Origin of the sequence: Sphingobacterium sp. NGMCC 1.201703 (genome assembly GCF_047784615.1) — a bacterium.
GTDB lineage: Bacteria > Bacteroidota > Bacteroidia > Sphingobacteriales > Sphingobacteriaceae > Sphingobacterium.
The window spans coordinates 190,460-209,583 of record NZ_JBLOHD010000007.1 but is presented as its reverse complement, the minus strand read 5'-3'; the positions used below and the strand labels follow the sequence as shown (position 1 = coordinate 209,583).

The 19,124-nt window shown below is 41.9% G+C and carries 21 protein-coding genes; 9 read left to right on the top strand and 12 right to left on the bottom strand.

Features of this window, described 5'->3' with window-relative positions:
- The first annotated feature begins 100 nt into the window (after positions 1 to 100).
- The gene (locus tag ACK8HY_RS16300) at positions 101 to 934 is read left to right on the top strand and encodes a sulfite exporter TauE/SafE family protein (RefSeq protein ID WP_416134238.1); all 834 of its coding nucleotides are present in this window, start codon (positions 101 to 103) and stop codon (positions 932 to 934) included.
- A gap of 134 nt (positions 935 to 1,068) precedes the next feature.
- Positions 1,069 to 1,470, top strand: a complete 402-nt coding sequence (locus ACK8HY_RS16295) for a DUF1634 domain-containing protein (RefSeq protein ID WP_416134237.1) — start codon at positions 1,069 to 1,071, stop codon at positions 1,468 to 1,470.
- Positions 1,471 to 1,490: 20 nt separating this feature from the next.
- On the opposite strand, the gene ACK8HY_RS16290 is transcribed toward ACK8HY_RS16295, so the two are convergent.
- Positions 1,491 to 2,030, bottom strand: a complete 540-nt coding sequence (locus ACK8HY_RS16290; protein ID WP_416134236.1) for a GNAT family N-acetyltransferase — start codon at positions 2,028 to 2,030, stop codon at positions 1,491 to 1,493.
- A 192-nt stretch (positions 2,031 to 2,222) separates the two neighbouring features.
- Positions 2,223 to 2,363 (bottom strand): hypothetical protein, encoded by a 141-nt coding sequence (locus tag ACK8HY_RS16285; protein ID WP_416134235.1) that lies wholly within the window; start codon positions 2,361 to 2,363, stop codon positions 2,223 to 2,225.
- 84 nt (positions 2,364 to 2,447) lie between these two features.
- On the opposite strand from ACK8HY_RS16285, the gene ACK8HY_RS16280 reads away from it, so the two are divergent.
- The gene (locus tag ACK8HY_RS16280; protein WP_416134234.1) at positions 2,448 to 3,035 is read left to right on the top strand and encodes a Crp/Fnr family transcriptional regulator; all 588 of its coding nucleotides are present in this window, start codon (positions 2,448 to 2,450) and stop codon (positions 3,033 to 3,035) included.
- 107 nt (positions 3,036 to 3,142) lie between these two features.
- On the top strand, positions 3,143 to 3,736 hold the full coding sequence (locus ACK8HY_RS16275) for a YceI family protein (RefSeq protein WP_416134233.1): 594 nt from the start codon (positions 3,143 to 3,145) through the stop codon (positions 3,734 to 3,736).
- A 143-nt stretch (positions 3,737 to 3,879) separates the two neighbouring features.
- Here the strand turns inward: ACK8HY_RS16275 and ACK8HY_RS16270 are convergent, their stop codons facing one another.
- From ACK8HY_RS16270 to ACK8HY_RS16255, 4 genes are all read right to left on the bottom strand, one after another.
- The gene (locus ACK8HY_RS16270) at positions 3,880 to 4,665 is read right to left on the bottom strand and encodes an SDR family oxidoreductase (protein ID WP_416134232.1); all 786 of its coding nucleotides are present in this window, start codon (positions 4,663 to 4,665) and stop codon (positions 3,880 to 3,882) included.
- 76 nt (positions 4,666 to 4,741) lie between these two features.
- Entirely contained in the window at positions 4,742 to 6,397 is a 1,656-nt protein-coding gene (locus tag ACK8HY_RS16265; protein WP_416134231.1) for an ABC1 kinase family protein, read from the bottom strand.
- Positions 6,398 to 6,510: 113 nt separating this feature from the next.
- Positions 6,511 to 7,152 (bottom strand): hypothetical protein, encoded by a 642-nt coding sequence (locus tag ACK8HY_RS16260; protein ID WP_416134230.1) that lies wholly within the window; start codon positions 7,150 to 7,152, stop codon positions 6,511 to 6,513.
- On the bottom strand, positions 7,142 to 7,645 hold the full coding sequence (locus tag ACK8HY_RS16255; RefSeq protein ID WP_416134229.1) for an RNA polymerase sigma factor: 504 nt from the start codon (positions 7,643 to 7,645) through the stop codon (positions 7,142 to 7,144). Before ACK8HY_RS16255 ends, ACK8HY_RS16260 begins: the two co-directional genes overlap by 11 nt.
- A 120-nt stretch (positions 7,646 to 7,765) precedes the next feature.
- Here ACK8HY_RS16255 and ACK8HY_RS16250 point away from each other — a divergent pair, with 120 nt between their 5' ends.
- The gene (locus ACK8HY_RS16250) at positions 7,766 to 8,203 is read left to right on the top strand and encodes an acyl-CoA thioesterase (RefSeq protein ID WP_416134228.1); all 438 of its coding nucleotides are present in this window, start codon (positions 7,766 to 7,768) and stop codon (positions 8,201 to 8,203) included.
- 143 nt (positions 8,204 to 8,346) lie between these two features.
- On the opposite strand, the gene ACK8HY_RS16245 is transcribed toward ACK8HY_RS16250, so the two are convergent.
- From ACK8HY_RS16245 to ACK8HY_RS16235, 3 genes are all read right to left on the bottom strand, one after another.
- Positions 8,347 to 8,790 (bottom strand): Hsp20/alpha crystallin family protein, encoded by a 444-nt coding sequence (locus ACK8HY_RS16245; RefSeq protein WP_077437576.1) that lies wholly within the window; start codon positions 8,788 to 8,790, stop codon positions 8,347 to 8,349.
- Between the two features lie 293 nt (positions 8,791 to 9,083).
- Complete coding sequence (locus ACK8HY_RS16240) at positions 9,084 to 9,812, bottom strand: AAA family ATPase (RefSeq protein WP_416134227.1); 729 nt, start codon at positions 9,810 to 9,812, stop codon at positions 9,084 to 9,086.
- Positions 9,813 to 9,968: 156 nt separating this feature from the next.
- Positions 9,969 to 10,334, bottom strand: a complete 366-nt coding sequence (locus ACK8HY_RS16235; protein WP_077437578.1) for a dihydroneopterin aldolase — start codon at positions 10,332 to 10,334, stop codon at positions 9,969 to 9,971.
- Between the two features lie 177 nt (positions 10,335 to 10,511).
- Between ACK8HY_RS16235 and ACK8HY_RS16230 the strand changes: the two genes are divergently transcribed.
- Complete coding sequence (locus ACK8HY_RS16230) at positions 10,512 to 11,240, top strand: DUF1080 domain-containing protein (protein ID WP_416134226.1); 729 nt, start codon at positions 10,512 to 10,514, stop codon at positions 11,238 to 11,240.
- A 156-nt stretch (positions 11,241 to 11,396) separates the two neighbouring features.
- Positions 11,397 to 13,577, top strand: a complete 2,181-nt coding sequence (locus tag ACK8HY_RS16225; RefSeq protein WP_416134225.1) for a DPP IV N-terminal domain-containing protein — start codon at positions 11,397 to 11,399, stop codon at positions 13,575 to 13,577.
- 100 nt (positions 13,578 to 13,677) lie between these two features.
- Here ACK8HY_RS16225 and ACK8HY_RS16220 read toward each other — a convergent pair whose 3' ends face one another.
- The gene (locus ACK8HY_RS16220; RefSeq protein WP_416134224.1) at positions 13,678 to 15,243 is read right to left on the bottom strand and encodes a M20/M25/M40 family metallo-hydrolase; all 1,566 of its coding nucleotides are present in this window, start codon (positions 15,241 to 15,243) and stop codon (positions 13,678 to 13,680) included.
- A gap of 148 nt (positions 15,244 to 15,391) precedes the next feature.
- Complete coding sequence (gene asnB, locus ACK8HY_RS16215) at positions 15,392 to 17,080, bottom strand: asparagine synthase B (RefSeq protein ID WP_416134223.1); 1,689 nt, start codon at positions 17,078 to 17,080, stop codon at positions 15,392 to 15,394.
- Between the two features lie 238 nt (positions 17,081 to 17,318).
- On the opposite strand from asnB, the gene ACK8HY_RS16210 reads away from it, so the two are divergent.
- Both ACK8HY_RS16210 and ACK8HY_RS16205 read left to right on the top strand, forming a co-directional pair.
- The gene (locus tag ACK8HY_RS16210) at positions 17,319 to 17,894 is read left to right on the top strand and encodes a Crp/Fnr family transcriptional regulator (protein WP_077437582.1); all 576 of its coding nucleotides are present in this window, start codon (positions 17,319 to 17,321) and stop codon (positions 17,892 to 17,894) included.
- Positions 17,895 to 18,121: 227 nt separating this feature from the next.
- A complete protein-coding gene (locus tag ACK8HY_RS16205; RefSeq protein ID WP_416134222.1) occupies positions 18,122 to 18,583 on the top strand; it encodes a VOC family protein in 462 nt (153 codons plus the stop codon).
- 150 nt (positions 18,584 to 18,733) lie between these two features.
- Here the strand turns inward: ACK8HY_RS16205 and ACK8HY_RS16200 are convergent, their stop codons facing one another.
- Complete coding sequence (locus ACK8HY_RS16200) at positions 18,734 to 19,069, bottom strand: HopJ type III effector protein (RefSeq protein WP_416134221.1); 336 nt, start codon at positions 19,067 to 19,069, stop codon at positions 18,734 to 18,736.
- Positions 19,070 to 19,124: the final 55 nt, after the last annotated feature.

Below are 19,124 nucleotides of genomic sequence, written 5' to 3'. Positions count from 1 at the left end.
TTCGGGGCATAAAGTTTCAAAAGCAACAAAAAGCCCTTAAGTTTACAACAAATTATCGTCTGCGTGGTATTGCACCACGCAGGATCAATAGACAAAATATATGACTATTCTCACCTTTACGCTCATCCTTCTTTTGGGTGCATTTGTTGCGGGCCTCTTAGGTTCGCTGACAGGCCTGGGCGGCGGAGTGGTCGTCATTCCATTGCTGACCCTCCTCTTTCATGTCGATATCCGTTATGCCATTGGCGCCGCATTGCTGGCTTCAATTGCCACCTCTTCGGGTGCTGCCACTGCCTATGTCAAGGAGGGAATTACCAATATCCGGCTCGGGATGTTTCTGGAAATTGCAACTACGGTAGGTGCTGTTATCGGTGCTATCATTGCAATCTATATGCCCACCAATACCATTGCCATTATCTTTGGCGTAGTACTGATCTTTTCAGCGGCAATGACGGTACGCAAGAAAAATGAGCAGGCTTTTTCGGGTGGTTCGGCTTTAGCCGAAAAGTTAAAACTAAACAGTACATATCCTTTGGATGGCAAACTTGTGCCCTACAAACTGAGCAATGTTATCGGAGGTTTTTCATTGATGGGCGTCGCAGGCATCCTATCTGGCCTGCTGGGTATTGGCTCGGGTTCACTTAAAGTACTCGCCATGGATAGCATGATGAAAATCCCCTTTAAGGTCAGTACTACAACAAGTAATTTTATGATCGGGGTAACAGCAGCAGCCTCAGCCGTAGTCTATCTACAACGGGGGTATATGGATCCGGGAATCGCCTTTCCTGTTATTTTGGGTGTACTTTGTGGCGCTATTACCGGCTCAAAGCTTCTGAAAAGAATGAATCCCAAGACCTTGCGTATTATTTTTGCCGTCGCCATCACCTTGGTTGCACTGGAAATGATTTTCAATGGATTTCAACATAAATTTTAGGCGAATACATTGTAGACTTTCGAGATTCGACGGCATCACAAGAGGTGTAATCATTTTTGAACAATGGGCTTATTTGAACAAAAACGTAATGTACTCGTATTGGCAATAGACATTTTATAAGTAATTATTTGCAGATGAAACAGGTATTTTCAAAAAACTATTGGGGCGATAAAGATATCTCATTGCTAGTGGGACAGATCTTACGCACAGGTGTGATCCTGGCTTCCGCTATCCTGGTGATCGGTGGGATCTGGTATTTGATCGTGCATGGACAGGACGCAGTACCTAATTATAAAGATTTTGTCGGTGAAGGAAAAGCCAATACAACGATCAGCGGTATCATCGTGGGGGCATTTAACAAAAATATTCCCCAGATCATACAACTCGGGGTCTTACTCCTGATCTGCACGCCAATCGTACGGGTGATCGGCTCCCTATTTGGCTTCATCATCGAAAGAGATAAACTTTATATTATCATCACATTGATTGTGCTAACTGTTATCATAGGCAGCATATTGAGCGGAGTCAAGGGATAGCCCGGCAGGAGAACCCCGCGTTATCTTTTGGATCTCAGCCAGGTAGATTTCTCCAGTGCATATTCAAAATTTCTCCGCTCGGGTTCATTAACATAGGAAACCAATTTCTCGGCTACCTTGTTTGCCCCCAAGCGCTCAACAGCTTTCTGTGAACGGATATTTTCTGCGCCTACATGTAAATAGATCTTATCCACAAAATTAAAGGCAAAGTCAAACATCATTTCTTTGACCAACGGATTGATCCCGGTCCCCCAATAGGCGCGTGCATAGAACGTGAAACCAACAAAAATAGATTTTTCCGTTTCATTCAAACCATAATACCTGGTACTTCCGATGCATTCGCCCGTCGTTCTATCCAAAATAAGATAAGCTGCTTTGCTTTCCAATGCGACATCAAAAAAAGAGCGAAAAACCTCTTCTTTCCAGCGGTCTTTATTGGGATGCTGTTCCCATATCAGCGGATCTTTTGCTACTTGATAAAGTGCATCAAAATCGCTGGGATCAATCAGCTTTAATACGACCTTATCATTTTCAAGTTTATTCGGTGCTACAAACTTCATTTGAACATGTTTAACGTTGGACTTTTACCAAATTTTAAATTTTAATAAAAGATACCAATTATTGATGAAACCAAATTGAATTACACTTGCTGTTATTCAAATATTACACCAAAATGTTCAATTATCGATCAGGATTGCATTTCGATCCGATGATCATCCACAATAACTTTAGCTACAATAAGCAAGAAACGCTCAAACTGGTAAAAACGGTTGAAGTGCCAGTACCAGAAACACAAATTCGACAGGGACAAAGTTTCGCAAATTACAGGATTCCATAAAATCTTCTGCGGAATGAATATCAAATACCGCTGCGGAAATGATTATAGTTGACATATGTCCCTTTAATGCGTATAAAATTGGCAAAAAATCAGTCCGGCGATTAAATTAACATTGTAAAATTTCGTATTTTACCCCCTAATGGAACAGTTCAAGGAATTTGTAAGACAGCGGATCAATGTCAGTGAAGAGGAATTAAATGATATTGTATCACGATATCAAATCAGAAAAATCAAGAAGAAAGAATACTTTTTAAGGGCGGGTGAGGTCTGTCATTATGAAGCTTATGTCCTCAGTGGACTGTTTAAATCATTTTATGTCACGGCTGATGGTATAGAACATATCCTACAATTTGCGATTGAAGACTGGTGGGTGGGAGATATTGCCAGCTTCAACTATCAGGAACCGGCCTTGCAGAATATTCAGGCCCTAGAAGATTCTGTGGTACTGACTTTATCAAAAACAGCTAAAGATAAACTCTACGAAGACCATCCGATCTATGAGAAGCTTTCCAGAATTATGGCCCAACGGGCACAGATTGCTTCCCAACACCGTATTATATCAAGTATAGGATTTACAGCCCAGGAGCGTTATCTGGATTTTATCAAACGCTATCCTAAAATATACCCCCGGATCTCCAATATGCAGCTGGCTTCCTATCTGGGGGTAACACAGGAGTTTCTAAGCCGATTGAAAAGACAGATTTTAAAGCCTAATCGAAATTCTTGACCTACATCAATTTTTTCTATTTAAGATTATCACACCTTTGCAGAAGCTTGTTCAAACAAACATTTTGAGCAATTAGACGTTTGATAAATAAACAAATAGAAAATAACATGAATAGATTTTTCCAATTTCTGGCAGTAGCAGTATTAATGGTTAATGTTGCTGTAGCACAAGTAAAATGGTCTGCTGACCCCGGACATACCAACGCGAGATTTGACGTCAAACACCTTGGAATAAGTTTTGTCGATGGTCAGTTTACCAAAGTGGAGGGAACAGTGGAAACCGCAACTGCAACAAGTTTTAACAATGCAAAAGTAAACTTTTCCATTGATGTCAATAGCATTGACACCCGTATCGAAGCACGTGATAACCACTTAAAAACAGATGATTTCTTCGCGGCAGACAAATTTCCAAAGATGACTTTAAAATCTGTCAGCTTTAAAAATGCGAAAGCGAAAGGTAAATATATCATGGTAGCTGACCTGACCATTCGTGACGTAACTAAAAAAGTAACGTTTGATGTCACTCAAAACGGTGGCGTTATTACTGATCCTTGGGGAAAAACACGCGCTGGTTTTACAGCAAAAACAAAAATCAACCGCCAGGATTTTGGTATCAAATACAATGACAAATTACCTTCAGGTGTAGAAGCTGTTGCTTCTGATGTGGATATCATTGTCAATACAGAATTGGTCCTGAACTAAGCAACAACTTTTTACATCACACAAACTGAAATTAGCTACCCAAGATTTTGGGCAGCTAATTTTTTTACGGCTATAGCCGTAAACCAATCTTTTTTTCTCGCCTTTAACCCTTTGCCCTAATTTGACTGCAGGTATTTTCCATCTTAAAATCCCTTCAACATACCACCATCCAGCGGAATATTGGTTCCGGTGAGGTAGTTGGCATAGGCCGAGCAAATGAAAGCCACCAGGTAACCATATTCTTCGGGCTTACCCAAGCGGGCTGCCGGCACCTGCTTTAAACGCAGCTGTAACGCTTCCTCATAGGATATCCCCAATCGCTGCGCATCCATATGAGTCAAGGATTGGATCCTTTCAGTATCGAATAACCCCGTTAAGATGCTATTGACTGTCACCCCGTCCTTCGCAACATCATCCGAAAGGGATTTGCTCCAGCTGATCAATGCCGTGCGGATCGTATTTGATAAAACCAGGTTAGATACGGGCTCTTTTACAGTGGAAGACGAAACATTGATAATACGTCCATAACCATTTGCCAACATATAAGGTAAGGCACAAGATGTCGTATAACAGTGATTTTGAAATAAAAGTTCAAAGGCATGTTGGTAATCCGCCAGATTTTTCTGATCAATTGTCCCCGCCTGTGGCCCATTGGAGTTATTGACTAGAATATCCACCCTATTGGATTCAAAATAGTTGTCTATTTGTACTTTATAGTCTTCATGATCATTGTAATCCACCAGAATATATTGGTGTACCTGCCCTTTTGAGCTATCCAGGTCTGCTAGTGTATCTCGTAGCTTATTTTCATTACGGGAGGCCAGGGTGATGCTTGCACCGCAGGAGGCCAAAACTTTGGCTATTCCGGCACCGATACCGGCGGAGCTTGCACCAATCAAGGCTTTTTTTCCAATTAGATTGATTTCCATCTTTATTCGTATGCTTTTAACTTATATCAGATTATTCATTGTGTATAGTAAAGTTAGCTGAACTCCAGCAACGGATTTAATCGTTGTCCTTGGCGCGAATCATGGCGATAAACAGATAGACAGCAAAGACCCATGCCGACCCCAAGCATATCCAGGCAAAAACAGGGATTCCCAGCCATTTGGGTTCAATACGCGCGACAATCACCATTCCGCCCAATAAGTTGAGTGACATAAACATAATACCGATCACTATGCGATTGACCCCTTTACGGAGTATGGCATTGAAGGAGCGCGCACTGATCAGACGATGATTTAAAGTGAAATTACCTGTTCGGAACAACCTTACTAAAGCACGCATATCCTCGGGAAGTTTTTCGACATCACGTGCGAAAGACTCGATCTTATGTTTTCCTTTCTTGAACATCGCTTCTGGCGAAAGCCGTTCCATCATAATCCTTCGGGCAAAAGGCTTAATGCTCTCCATAATATTCAGATCCGGATAAAGCTGGCGTCCGATGCCTTCCATCAGCGAAATACCCCGCATGAGCTGATAAATATATTCAGGAAAATACAAGCGGTTGTCACCGATAATTTTCCAGAGTTTATTGAACAGTAGATCAAGACTCAGATCACCTAAGGAGACATTGTCGATCATATCAAAAATCTCATACAATGAGCGTTCAAACTGGTTTCGATCAGGGATATGGCTCACTACGGCGACATCTTCAATGACATCTGCCAGTCGGACCGCATCTTCGGAAATTGCCGATTGGATAAATTCTTCGAGCTGTCTTCGGTCAATTCCGAGCAGTTTACCCATGTTACCAAAATCCAAAAAGGCAATGCGTCCGTCGGGCATCACCATCATATTGCCGGGATGCGGGTCACCATGAAAAAAACCATGGATAATCACCTGTTCCAGATACAGATTGATTCCATTTTTCACCAAGGTTTCCACATCCATTCCCCGCCGTTTTATTTCCACGGCATCCGTTACTTTGAAACCATCGAGATACTCCATACAGAGTACACGGTCAGAGGAGAGATCGGGATAAACTTTGGGAACTTTGATCAGTTTGTTGGCTTTAAAATTTTTAGCAAACCGTTCGATATTATGGCGCTCGATGACCAGCGACATTTCCTCCTGCAGGGTCATGGCAAAGGATTCTACGATCAGGGAAAGGTTGAGATTTTCCAATGCGTCATTGTACATGGTCAGTATCTTGGCGATGTCCCGCATGAGTGCAAGATCAACGCGCATGACTTCATCTATTCCTGGCCGCCGCACTTTTAAGACAACATTTGTACCGTCTTTTAATGTCGCCCGATAGACCTGAGCAATGGAAGCGGCGGCAAAAGGTTTCGACGCAATACTTTGAAATTGTTCTGCGACATCAAGTCCCAATTCCTCGGTAAGATATTCCTGGATGTCAACTTCAAAAGGCGGAACATTATCTTCTAGCCGTTTGAGTTCCTCGACAAGATCTTTGGGAAGCAGCCCTTCACGGGTAGATGCAGATTGTCCCAGCTTGATAAAGGCTGGCCCGAGCTCTTCCAAAGCCATACGGATACGTGTATATACACTGATCTTATCAACATCTATATTACGTTCTAAACTTGCTCTTGGCCCTTTCCATGGCAATCGGGCGATGGCATCTTTGAAACCATATTTTGCCAATATGCTTAAGATCTGGGAACTCCGTTGTAACTTCTTGGTCGGATTGTACATCATGGACAAGGATTTTCGAAAACAAGATACGGAACAAAAACCTTACCTTTTTCATTCCATGGTTTATTGAAAGTAAAAATTCACTCGCCCACAGATTTTTGAACCTTCAAAATACGCTATTCTGCTTCCATCTGATCCAGGTTTTCTTTGATCTGTTTGACATAATCTCCATAATAGGCGCGGATCATAAATTCGGTGATCAAGACAATAATTAAGATGGAAACAATTGCCGAGAGCGCCATCCATGCTATAAAATTGGGATCCTGCTGGAGTGTCTGTCTAAAATGATATAATTTTTCAAACCAGGCGATGGCCCTATTTTGACCAATCATAACGAGATAAAGGAATAAACCCTGGGGGATCATCACATAAGCTACGATACGATAGGTCTCGACCGCGTATTTAAGATCGTAATAGAGCTTGAGGAGATGTTCGCGGGATGCCAGAAGATCGATCTGCTTGGCGCTTTTGATCAGGTAATAAAATCGACGGTAATAGAGCAGGCTAGACAGCGAAATCTGTACAAGAAAAAAGTAATACGCAAAAGCTGCATACCCTGAGATTTTATAAACCGGCAACATAGGCACAGCAATCAGGAAAAACATGCATACCAGCCAGGACACAAATTCCCGTTTGATATTGCGTCTCAGCTTGACCATGATATTACCGACCTCCTTATAGTGTTTGAGATTTGGATTTTGTAAATCCTCATCTGTAGGCTGTTCTTGCCACGTTTTTTTTAACTCATCAAAATTCATAATTGTATTTTTTAATGATTTGTTGAATCCGTTCTTTCGTACGATTTAATTTAACCCGGGCATTGACTTCAGATATGCCCAGATGCGCCGCAATTTCACGGTGGCTCTGACCTTCCAAAAATAAAAAGATCAATGCCTTTTCTACAGCGTTCAGTTCATGTACTGCCTGATAGAATATTTTTAGCTGTTCGTCTTTATCCGGATTATAGGATTCTTCTGCAAAGTCATGTCGTTCTTCCAGGCTATCGTAGATCCGATGTTTTTTCTCTTTCTTTAAAAATACCATCGCGGTATTCAGTGCAACCCGATACATCCAGGTTGAAAATTTACTTTGCTGCTTAAATGTTGCATAAGATTTCCAGAGCTGATATACAATTTCCTGATAAAGATCCTGCCGACTATCCTTGTCATCCATATACATACGGCTCACCTTGACGATAATTCCTTTATTTTCGTCAATCAACTGAAGAAATTCTGTTTCCGAATGGGCCAATGGTAAAATTTTATTTTAGATCTTTTCAGGTAATAAGTATTGCAAACAAACAAAGTGTTACAGCTTAATTTAAAAATATGTAAATTGTTCATAAAAAGGAGGCAAATTACAATATTAATTATGGAAAATATATTTTATGAGGGGCAGGTCATCTGGGCGCAAATAGATGCCAATAGGCATATGCGTCATTCTGCCTATGCCGATATCTGCGCGCAGGCGCGGAGCAATATGTTGAATAAAATGGGATTTTCTCTGGACAAGTTTGCCCAGTTTCAGATCGGACCGATCCTATTTCGGGAGGAACTGATCTATAGCAAGGAAGTGCATCTGGATGAATATGTTCAGGTAAAAGTAGAATTGACCAAATACAATAAGATCAATAGTCGATTTTCTTTTATCCATCAAGTTTACCGCGAAGATGGCACCCTATGCTGTACGGTTAACGTTGACGGTGCCTGGCTGGACCTTAAACTGCGAAAATTGACCAAATTGCCCGAAGAAATGGAGCCCTATCTCGCCAAAGTGCCGCGCGCAGCGGGTTATGAAGAGATCGGATAAAAAAATCCCTCGGAATACAACCTATTCCGAGGGATCAAAACATAAACTAACCTAAAAACTATCTTATTCTGAGCATCAACCGACTAGCTGTCGGGAGCTGCTAATCCTAGGATCGATATACCCATGATATGATCCGGATAAACTTATTTTACCTCGATCAAACGCTTTGCAATGATAGCGTCTTCTTTCTTACCGACAGTCAAAACCAATATTCCACCTTCGTACGCGGCTTCAATATTGCTGTAGTCAACCGTTTCGGGTAAGGTAAATGATCTTGAAAATGAACTATAGTTGAACTCCTTCTTGCTATAAAGCTTTTCTTCACTTACTTGCTCTTCTTTTTTCTCAGCTGAAATCGTAATCAGATTTTTATCCACATTGATTTTAAAATCTGATTTATCCAATCCCGGAGCAGCCATCTCGATCTTAAATGATTTTTCGGACTCCGAAATATTTACTGCTGGAACACGTGAGACCAAACGGTCTGAAATAAAATTATCGTTAAATAAATTGTCAAATACAGTATTTACAAATGGATTTACTGCGTCTGTGTTCAAACTTTTTGTAGGGAATTTAATTAATGCCATTTTTTGTCCTCCTAATTTTTTTATTTTTTGTTAAGCTTTATTTTCTAACTCTTTTGTAGGGGATATTCAATTCACGTACCAACCGCAAAACAAAGACAAAATGACATTTTTAATTAACACGAAACGCCATTTTGACACCAACGCATTAAAATAGCCGACAAAAAGGGCTTGCATTATCATTGTATTGCTCTACGCATCCCACACCTGATATAGCATTAACGTAGCAGCAGCCAAACAGTTTTTAAGACGGATTTAATTTGACAAAACATTAACCATCAAACGCTACTTTTCAACTACAGTCTTTCTTTTTCTGGTTTCTCTTTTTCTTCCAGTGCATTAATCAGCAAAGACTTAACAGCATCATAGATATAATCTTTTGCCTCCGCATAGGAAATATCATAGATCCGTGATACCAATGCATCATATTGAGGAAAAGGGGAAAATAATTTAGCGTAATAGGCATCCAGCTGCGCATGAGTGGGCAATTCAAAAGCCAGCCGAAGCTGAAATCGCCGAATAATTGCTGTATCCAATATCTCGGGATGGTTGGTTGCCGCAATTAATACAGCTTCGTTGGGAAAATAATCGATCAGTTGGATAATCGTGTTCACCAGGCGACGCATCTCCCCTACATCTTTCTCTTCGCTGATCCTTGCTTTTCCAATCTGGTCAAATTCGTCCAGAAAAAGCACTGCTTTTTCACGTCCAGCTTTGTCAAAGACCTGTTTGATATGCTGTGAGGTCTCCCCAATACGGGACGAGATCAGGTTACTCAGATTCAACACATAGATAGGTTTGTCGAGAGCCGTCGCCAGCGCCTTTGCGGTCGTTGTTTTTCCGCAACCCGAATAACCGTGCAAGAGAATCTTGTTGCTGACAGGCAGACCATATTGTGAGAGCTCTCGGATATAGCGATGTTCCTTAATCATTTGTTGCAGTTTCTGCCGGCTATCTTCCGCTAAAAAAACATCTTCTAATGCTATCTTTTCCTTATCAGCTATAACTAGATCGTAAATATTCATAGGTTAATTCAAATACTAAAAATGGTTATAAATTTTTGTAAACCATAAACTCACATTTTACACTGTATTCAGCTGAACTTAGCAGCCATATTGTAATGTACAAGCTAACATTTAAGCAGCAGGTCCTTGCTGCGAAAAAAATCTCATTATTGAATACTATATACTATATTTCAAGCCAACCTGTGAACAGGAAAGGTCTCCACCGAACGGAGGATTTGATTTGCGAATAACAACTTCGATCATTTCGGCATGCGGTACCCCTAGCCGAATCTGTTCCAATATTTCCGCCGCTGCAGATTCCAGTAGTTTCCGTTTGGGCTGCATCACCCGGGCAGTGATCTGGTACAGTTCTTCATAATTTAACGTATTACGCAAATCTTCGGTTTCGGTATTATGAAAAGGGAAAGAGACATCAATAGACACAAAAAATTCATTTCCGAGAATCTGCTCCTCCTCGTAATAGCCAATTGGCGCATAAAACCGCGCTTCTTTCAGTGAGACTGTCTGTAAAATGGTTGCCATGCACAAACCTAAGCAAATTGTTCCAAATCAAAAAACCTGCGGTTTCAGCGAATTCCAGAACTTCCCACGAAAAAAAACATCCGGATCCAGAGAGACATTTAAATCGATGCTATTCTAAAAATAAATTGTATATAAAGGTAAATTTTCCTAAGTTTAAATACACCAAAAACCAAACAGATGAATTTTACTTTACCTGCGGCACTAGCCATAGCACTCTTATGTAGTTCTAGTGCAGTTTATGCCCAAACAAATATGAAACCCAGCGATACAGAATATTACAAACCTGTTCCGCCCACTGTAACCCTTGACAGGGGTATCCCCAGCGACGCCATTGTTCTCTTCGACGGCAAGGATCTGAGCAAATGGAAAAGCGAAAAGGGGAAAGCAAACTGGACAGTGGCCAATAATACGCTTGAAGTAAAACCTGGCAGCGGAAATATCGAGACCACGGAGCATTTCAGTGACTTCCAACTCCATATTGAGTGGAAGAGTCCTGAGCTTATCAAAGGCGAGGGTCAAGGCAGGGGAAATAGTGGCATTTTCTTACAGGGGCTATATGAAATCCAGGTCCTGGACAACAACAACAATCCGACCTATGTAAATGGTGGCGCAGGAAGTCTTTATAAACAACGGCCACCGCTGGCCCAAGTCATTGCAACAGACAAATGGCATGTATATGATATCATTTACAAAGCTCCCCAGTTTAACAAAGACAGCCTGCTGATCAGCAAAGGTACCGTCACGGTACTTCACAATGGCGTCGTGGTCCAGAACAACACCCAGATTGATGGTACAACAGAATATATCGGACTTCCGAAACAAGTGGCTCATGGCCCTGGGCCCATTATCCTGCAAGATCATGGTGATCTGGTCCAATTCAGAAATATCTGGCTCCGCAAACTATAGGGCCTGACAGCAATTTCAGTTAGGCAAGCAACAATTCTGTACTAGGTTTTATAGGGCTATTTTTCTAATTTAGCCCTATAAAATTTAGAAGCCACACCCATCATAGGGGCAAAACGCCTATGATGGGCTCAGCATCATTAAAAATAAATTATTCTAATGAAAAGAATTGCGCTATTCTTCTTGTTGGCAAGTGCCCTAACCGGCCATGCCCAACGAAACCTTAATTTGGAAGAAACGGTATTCGGACCGCGCACCTATGCGCCCACATCGATTACAGCTGCTTCCTGGATCCCAAAATCAAACAGCCTCGCCTATCTCGATAAATCCTATCAAAACCTGCTCTCCAAAAGTGCTGCAAACAACTGGACGGAGACTACCTTATTATCCAAGACAGCACTCGAAGCTGCTTTAAAAACCGCTATGCCGAACGAAACGTTCAGTTTACGCATATTCCCTTACGACTACAAATGGCATGATGGCAATTCGCTCTTACTTCAGGTAGATGGAAAGGACAAGACCTATACGGTTGTTTATAACCTCAAATCCAAAAGTATTGAAAGTTTTATCGGCAACGATAGTCGGGGTGCCAACCGTGAACTGACCACAGACCTTTCTAAAATCGCCTATCTGATGGACAATAACATTTCCATCGTGGACAAAAACGGCAAAGTAACGGTAGTGACAAACGACAGCGACAAAGGTATCGTCAATGGTAGTGATTATACACACCGCCAGGAATTTGGCATAAAAAAAGGCATGTGGTGGAATGCTCAGAATGACAAGTTGCTCTACTACCGCAAAAATGAAACCATGGTCGCCAACTATCCTCTCCCCCAATGGAGTCCCAAAGTTGCCGAAATCAAATGGATAAAATACCCCATGACAGGGCAAAAATCGGAGGAGGTAACACTGGTTGTCTACAACAGTACAACAGGACAAAAAGTAACCTTACAGACCGGAGATCATAGCGAACAATACCTGACCAGCGTAACCTGGGATCCTTCAGGCAAATTCATTTACGTAGGTGTTCTCAACCGCGGTCAAAATGACCTTAAGTTCAACAAATACAATGCTGAAACCGGAGCGCTGGTTAAAACATTGTTTGAGGAAAGCGCAACAACTTGGGTAGAGCCGGAAAATCCGCTAACCTTTTTACCAAACGCTCCAGATCAGTTTCTTTACCAATCCGACAAAGAGGGCTACAACCAACTTTACCTGTACAATACGGAAGGAAAGCTGATCAAAAAATTAGGCTTCAAGGATATTGTATTGGAAAATCTATTGGATTTCTCGGCAGATGGAAACAACATAAGTTATATCGGTGTCACCAATAATGGTATGGACCGTCAATTATTTCAGGTAAATCTTAAATCCGGAAAAACCGTACAGCTAACAAATGAATCGGGTATACACCAGGCTTCTTTGAGTGCTGATGGCAAGTATATCTATGATCAATATAGCGACCTGAAGACACCAAACATGATCCAGATCAAAGAGGTTAAATCAGGCAAGGGAACTGTCCTGGTCAAAGCGGACAATCCATTCAGCGGAAAAATTAACAATCCAAAAATAGAATTCGTCCAACTGACTTCGGCTGACGGTAAATATCCGCTGACCGGTCGTATCATCTATCCAAATGATTTTGACCCTGCTAAGAAATATCCGGTCATGTATTATCTGTATGGCGGTTCTCATTCCCAATTGGTTTCCAACAAATGGCTGGGTGGAGCAGGTTACTTTGATCTTTATATGGCCCAACAGGGATATATTGTCTTTACAATGGACAATCGCGGCACCAATTACCGAGGTCGTGATTTTTATACGGCTACTCACCGTAACCTTGGCCAAAATGAAATGGCCGATCAGCTTAAAGGAATTGAATTCTTAAAATCAAAACCCTTTGTCGACCAGCAACGTATGGGCATCTTTGGCTGGAGCTTCGGTGGATTTATGACGACTTCATTTATGCTGCATCATAATGATATTTTTAAAGCGGCAGTCGCTGGGGGTCCTGTAATTGACTGGAAGTTTTACGAAGTGATGTATGGCGAGCGTTACATGGACACTCCGCAGGAAAATCCTGAGGGCTACAAATTAACCTCCCTGTTGAATAAAGCGGATCAGCTAAAAGGACGCCTGTTAATCATCCATGGCGCACAAGATCCCGTGGTCGTGCAGCAAAACAGCATGGAGTTTTTGGAAGCCTGTATTAAGGCCGGGAAACAGGTCGATTATTTCCTATACCCTACCCACGAACATAATGTGATGGGCAAGGATCGCATCCATATGTATGAGAAAATTGCAGATTATTTTAATCAGCATCTAAAAAACAAATAGTTAACAGCTCATCATACAAAGGCGCCTTTCTTTTCCGATTGGCGCCTTTGTGTTAGTAAGAACAAATTGTTCAATAGCAAACCGGGCTACTGTTTCATCATTAATTACCACTAGTCCTTTTGGACTGCAAATTCGTCGGCCATTGCATTTGTTTACCGGTTTTATCCACAGGCAATACGATTTTCTCCCTGGACACCAATTCAGGCTCTTCACAAGCGAGGTACGTCAATACCGCAACAATAATAGCATTCTGCTTGACTTCGTCGAAGACAATTTTATCGTAGGTATCCCGATTGGTATGCCAGGTTAATTTTCCATAATCCCAGGAGGTCGAGGAAAGACCAAAGGCCGGGATTCCTTTTTGGACAAAAGAAGAATGGTCACTACCGCCTGTCCCCGGCATTCCCGGAAAGCTCGTTTGGATCTCGTTACGAAATTCCTCGGGTAAATACTGCAACCAACGTCCGATATATTCATAGGCCTTTTCAAAACCACTTCCAGCAATACGAACAATACGCCCCGTTCCATTATCCTGGTTCCATACCACCTGAATATTTTTTGCGATATCGGGATGATCTTCCACAAAAGCCGACGAGCCGTTCAAACCCTGTTCCTCACTTCCCCAGTTGCCGACCAGGATCGTTCTTTTATTTTCGGGATAGACTTTTCGCAGGATACGAACCGCTTCCATCATCGTAATCACCCCCGTGGCATTGTCTGTCGCACCAGAAGCCCCATCCCATGAATCTAAATGTGCTGACAGGACCACATATTCATTTGGCTTTTCTTTCCCTTTGATTTCGGCAATGCTATTATAAGTCTTTGTCGTACCAAGCTCTTTGGATTTACCCTGCAACAGTACGCGCGGTTTAACTCCCCGTGTAGCCATGCGGTAAAGGAGACTATAGTCCTCCAACGCAATATTAAACACTGGAATCTGCTTGGATTTAGCATCAAAAATCCGCGTGAGGCCCGGCAGTTCGGTCCAATAGGAATCAATCACCCCCACTGCTCCGGCAGTTTCCAGCGCCAAGGGCAGCGTACGTCGTGTATTTCCCGTATAACTCATACTGAGCTCCCATTGTTTGAGCTGTTCATTTTTTAGGGCTTGGTATTTTTCATAACCTTTGGTCGAGGCAGATTCTTTCCAATTCGCATCTGCGCGACCCGAGACCGGGTTCATCCCGATTAGGACAATTTTACCTTTTACCGTCTTTAGCCAGGATTGGAAATCGAGCTCAGAACTAAACAAGGGCATTGCAACAACTTCTGCCTCCACACCTTTTTCCTTCGTCATCGGACTGAAAGCCAGTTGTGTTCCTTCGAGTGATTTAATCCGTGGGTAAGTCATCGTCGCTTGAGAGGTACCCCGCTCCCAAGAGCGCCATTCTCCATAAGGTTCATTACGTGCATCTGCTCCTAGTGCGACATACTGTTTGACGACCCAGTCGTGTGCCTGTTGCATCTGTGGGCTCCCAACCAAACGTGGACCGATCATATCAACTAGTTCAAAGGCGTAGTTCTCAAGCTGTGAGTTTGCCTGGGCTTCCTGGACAATTGCAGCGACGACAGCATCTTTATTTTGCGCAAAAACTGCTGAGCTGCTCAATAACATACATGCCAGCCCAAAAGACTTCAAATTTCTCTGTTTAGTATATAGTTTCATTTGTGATTTAATTCGTTCTTCTTCCTGTAGGTTCTGCAGGATTTGTTTTCCGAAAATTACTAATTTTAATTCAAAAAACATATTCAAAAAAAATAGGGGCATCCAAAGATACCCCTATAACAACATTAGTATATGGTTGGTTGATTATCTACACAGCTTCTACTTTGGATTTTTCGTAGCTCTCCTGATGTACAGAAGCTACTGCTCTTCCAGATGGATCATTCAGGTTCTGGAAAGAAGCATCCCAAGCAAGGGCTTCTGGTGTACTGCAAGCAACAGATTTCACGGAAGGAACGGTCTGTGCAGCGGCGGCAGAAGGAAAATGTGATTCAAAGATTGTACGATATAAGAACTCCTCTTTGTTTTTTGGCGTGTTGATAGGAAAACGTTCGGCAGCGGCTGCAAATTCCTGATCTGAAACCTTACTTTCAGCCTGCTCCTTTAAAGTATCTATCCAGCTATAGCCAACGCCATCTGAAAACTGTTCTTTTTGGCGCCAGGCAATGCTTTCGGGAAGATAATCTTCGAATGCTTTACGCACCACCCATTTCTCCATCCGCCCATCACGGATCATCTTGTCCGATGGATTGATGCGCATGGCAATATCCATAAATTCTTTATCCAGGAAAGGCACCCTTCCTTCAACACCCCAGGCTGCCAGCGATTTATTTGCCCGCAAGCAGTCGTAGAGGTATAGTTTTTTCAGCTTACGCACGGTCTCTTCGTGAAACTCCTGTGCATTGGGGGCTTTGTGGAAATACAGATAGCCACCGAAAAGCTCATCAGAGCCTTCACCGGATAACACCATTTTAATACCCATTGACTTGATGACACGTGCCAATAAGTACATTGGTGTTGACGCGCGCACAGTTGTGACATCATAGGTTTCGAGGTGATAGATCACGTCGCGGATCGCGTCCAGACCTTCCTGTATCGTAAAGTTGATTTCATGATGGATCGTCCCGATATGATCAGCAGCCTTTTGTGCCGCGATCAAATCCGGAGCACCTTTCAATCCTACTGCAAAAGAATGCAATTGTGGATACCAGGCATCTTCTTTATCATCGGTTTCGATACGTTTGGATGCAAATTTTTTCGTTACCGCTGCAATCACCGAAGAGTCAAGCCCACCTGAAAGCAATACACCATAGGGTACATCTGACATTAATTGCCGATGCACCGCGTCTTCCAAAGCTTTACGTAGCACAGCAATATCAGTCGCGTTATCTTTCACAGCTTCATAGCTTTCCCAATCGCGTTGGTACCAGCGTTGTGGTGTGGTACCTTCCTTACTATATAAATAATGTCCTGGAGGAAATTGCTCTATCGTCTCACAGTAGCCTTCCAGAGACTTTAATTCAGAAGCGACAAACAGTTGTCCCTGCTTATCCTTTCCGTAATACAGGGGAATAATCCCCATGTGGTCACGTGCAACAAAAAATGAATCATCACGGGAATCATATAACGCAAAACCAAAGATGCCGTTCAACTCATCTACAAACGATGGGCCTTTAGCTAAATACAATGCCAATACAACCTCCGAATCACTCTGTGTTGCGAACTCATAATCAGGAAGGCTATTCCTTAATTCATGGTGGTTATAGATTTCGCCATTTACAGCCAATACAACTTTGCCATCCGGACTGTACAAAGGTTGACTACCTGATTTCGGATCAACAATAGCTAGTCGCTCGTGGGCCAATAAAGCTTTTTCGCCCGTAAAGATGCCAGACCAATCTGGACCACGGTGACGAATACGTTTTGACATTTCCAATACTTGGGATCTCAATGAGTCTGCAGGTTGCTTCAATTCAAAAGCGCCAATAATTCCACACATATTATGAAAATTTTAAATTTTTCGTTTTTACATTATGTTCTTGACACAAAGTAAAACAATTAAAAACTAAATTCATAATAATTTTTAATTTTTATTGAGTTTTTATTAAAAAATACAAATCAAACAAATAAAATTAATAACAAAACCCTCATTTGTTTACAATAATCACACAATAGATTAACACCACAATTCAAGATTTATCTTTAAATTCACTGTGTAATCAAATAAACCAAGGACAATGGATTTAATAGGAACTTTTTATCAGGGCCTTGCTATCACAGCAGACGAACTGAATTCCATAAAAGAGAAACATCAAGCCATTACGATCAAAAAAGGTGATTTTATACTAAGCAAAGGGCAAGTATCCAATGCTTATTATTTAATAGAATATGGACTTACCCGTTCTTTTTTGCACGACTATGAGGGCAATGAAGTTACGATCGGTTTTTGCAGTGATCATGATGTGGTGATCGAGGTAGCATCTTTTTTCCAGCGCAGCCCTACAGTTGAAAATATTCAGGCACTTACCGATACAAAGCTTTGGAAAATACGATTTGAAGATCATCAGGAATTGTTTCACCGCATCCCAGAATTTAGGGAATGGGGGCGTTCATGGATGGCACAGGAACTGGTGCACAGTAAAAATAGAGCAATTGCCATGATCACCGAACCAGCAACCAGTCGATACCTGCGTCTGATTAAAGAAAAACCTATTCTAATCCAGCAGGCTCCCTTAAAACATATTGCCTCTTATCTTGGTATCACGGACACCTCATTGAGCCGTATCCGCAAAGAGATTGTACACGGGAATTAAAGATTTTCCTGTTGCGAAAGTTTATTTTCAAATCTTGCCTTAGGGCAAGATTTTTATCGAAGGTTCCGCTTAATTTTATCTTCACTTCCGAAGATAGCCCACCTGGCTGCTATGCTATAGGAAAGAAAATTTGAGAAAATACGGTATTGCGTGGATCTTTTGGAATCATCAAAAAGATAAAGATGCACGCCAAAAGAAACAATCAATATATTCAAAAATTAGAAATCATGGCAAAATTACACGCTTATTTAAATTTCGACGGCAACTGTGAAGAAGCTTTCACATTTTACGAAAGGGTTTTTAAAACAAAAAATCCAGGTTATATGCGATATGGCGATATTCCAGCGGACCCGCACATGCCTCCCATTTCGGATGAAGCAAAAACCAAGATCTGCCATACGGCCATTTCCATCAATGGCGAGAGTATGCTTATGGGGGCTGATGTCATTCCAGACTTTGGTCAGGCCTATGCGCAGGGCAACAATACCTATGTCATGTTGATGTGCGACGATCGCGATGAAGCCACAGCACTTTACGAAGCACTTAGTGTCAACGCAAAAGTAGTGGAAATGCCTTTGGGCGAAACATTTTTCGCAGAATTATACAGCTCATTTCAGGATCAGTTTGGCATCTGTTGGATGGTCTATTTCGGAGGCAATAAAGACGAAGATTGCGAAAGCAAGGGTTAAAAGCCCTGAGATTTAAATCTATGAATAAGGCTGCGGAAAGCAAAAAACGGGGCTGTCCAGTGGACTACCCCGTTTATATTTGGTGGTGCAAAACTGTATCGAAGAACTGCTGGTTCGTTTTTGACAAGGATTGTTGGTAACAGTTCCTACTTATTTATTGGCCAGCACATCCGCTTCAAAGGCAACACCACCCCAGCCATTTGCCATAAACTGCCTGATATTTTGGTGACCATCTCCTGTCGGGTTGTCAAGTACATTCTGATAATGTTCTGCAAACAGGCCCAAGGTATCCTTTTCTGAAAGATTGTTTAATCTGGCAAAATACAATACTTTCGCGCTCCCCTGGTTTTCGGTTGCCGAGTTTTTCAGGTTTCCGTTTTGAAAGGATGCCGGAGTATAGGTATACTGTTCTGCGATATGATCGAGGACTTCCTGAAACTGAAGTTGGCTTCCCTTTGACTTCGCTAATAATTCTTCTATTTTCATCAGATTTTGTATATGCTTTATGCTAATTGTTTATTAAAGTTCTTTGTATTTAGTC

What these genes read in the sequence shown, in the direction of transcription:
- ACK8HY_RS16300 (WP_416134238.1), top strand. Translation starts at nt 101, where the DNA reads ATGACTATTCTCACCTTTACGCTCATCCTTCTTTTGGGTGCATTTGTT.
- ACK8HY_RS16295 (WP_416134237.1), top strand. Translation starts at nt 1,069, where the DNA reads ATGAAACAGGTATTTTCAAAAAACTATTGGGGCGATAAAGATATCTCA.
- ACK8HY_RS16290 (WP_416134236.1), bottom strand. Translation starts at nt 2,030, where the DNA reads ATGAAGTTTGTAGCACCGAATAAACTTGAAAATGATAAGGTCGTATTA.
- ACK8HY_RS16285 (WP_416134235.1), bottom strand. Translation starts at nt 2,363, where the DNA reads ATGTCAACTATAATCATTTCCGCAGCGGTATTTGATATTCATTCCGCA.
- ACK8HY_RS16280 (WP_416134234.1), top strand. Translation starts at nt 2,448, where the DNA reads ATGGAACAGTTCAAGGAATTTGTAAGACAGCGGATCAATGTCAGTGAA.
- ACK8HY_RS16275 (WP_416134233.1), top strand. Translation starts at nt 3,143, where the DNA reads ATGAATAGATTTTTCCAATTTCTGGCAGTAGCAGTATTAATGGTTAAT.
- ACK8HY_RS16270 (WP_416134232.1), bottom strand. Translation starts at nt 4,665, where the DNA reads ATGGAAATCAATCTAATTGGAAAAAAAGCCTTGATTGGTGCAAGCTCC.
- ACK8HY_RS16265 (WP_416134231.1), bottom strand. Translation starts at nt 6,397, where the DNA reads ATGATGTACAATCCGACCAAGAAGTTACAACGGAGTTCCCAGATCTTA.
- ACK8HY_RS16260 (WP_416134230.1), bottom strand. Translation starts at nt 7,152, where the DNA reads ATGAATTTTGATGAGTTAAAAAAAACGTGGCAAGAACAGCCTACAGAT.
- ACK8HY_RS16250 (WP_416134228.1), top strand. Translation starts at nt 7,766, where the DNA reads ATGGAAAATATATTTTATGAGGGGCAGGTCATCTGGGCGCAAATAGAT.
- ACK8HY_RS16245 (WP_077437576.1), bottom strand. Translation starts at nt 8,790, where the DNA reads ATGGCATTAATTAAATTCCCTACAAAAAGTTTGAACACAGACGCAGTA.
- ACK8HY_RS16240 (WP_416134227.1), bottom strand. Translation starts at nt 9,812, where the DNA reads ATGAATATTTACGATCTAGTTATAGCTGATAAGGAAAAGATAGCATTA.
- ACK8HY_RS16235 (WP_077437578.1), bottom strand. Translation starts at nt 10,334, where the DNA reads ATGGCAACCATTTTACAGACAGTCTCACTGAAAGAAGCGCGGTTTTAT.
- ACK8HY_RS16230 (WP_416134226.1), top strand. Translation starts at nt 10,512, where the DNA reads ATGAATTTTACTTTACCTGCGGCACTAGCCATAGCACTCTTATGTAGT.
- ACK8HY_RS16225 (WP_416134225.1), top strand. Translation starts at nt 11,397, where the DNA reads ATGAAAAGAATTGCGCTATTCTTCTTGTTGGCAAGTGCCCTAACCGGC.
- ACK8HY_RS16220 (WP_416134224.1), bottom strand. Translation starts at nt 15,243, where the DNA reads ATGAAACTATATACTAAACAGAGAAATTTGAAGTCTTTTGGGCTGGCA.
- asnB (WP_416134223.1), bottom strand. Translation starts at nt 17,080, where the DNA reads ATGTGTGGAATTATTGGCGCTTTTGAATTGAAGCAACCTGCAGACTCA.
- ACK8HY_RS16210 (WP_077437582.1), top strand. Translation starts at nt 17,319, where the DNA reads ATGGATTTAATAGGAACTTTTTATCAGGGCCTTGCTATCACAGCAGAC.
- ACK8HY_RS16205 (WP_416134222.1), top strand. Translation starts at nt 18,122, where the DNA reads ATGGCAAAATTACACGCTTATTTAAATTTCGACGGCAACTGTGAAGAA.
- ACK8HY_RS16200 (WP_416134221.1), bottom strand. Translation starts at nt 19,069, where the DNA reads ATGAAAATAGAAGAATTATTAGCGAAGTCAAAGGGAAGCCAACTTCAG.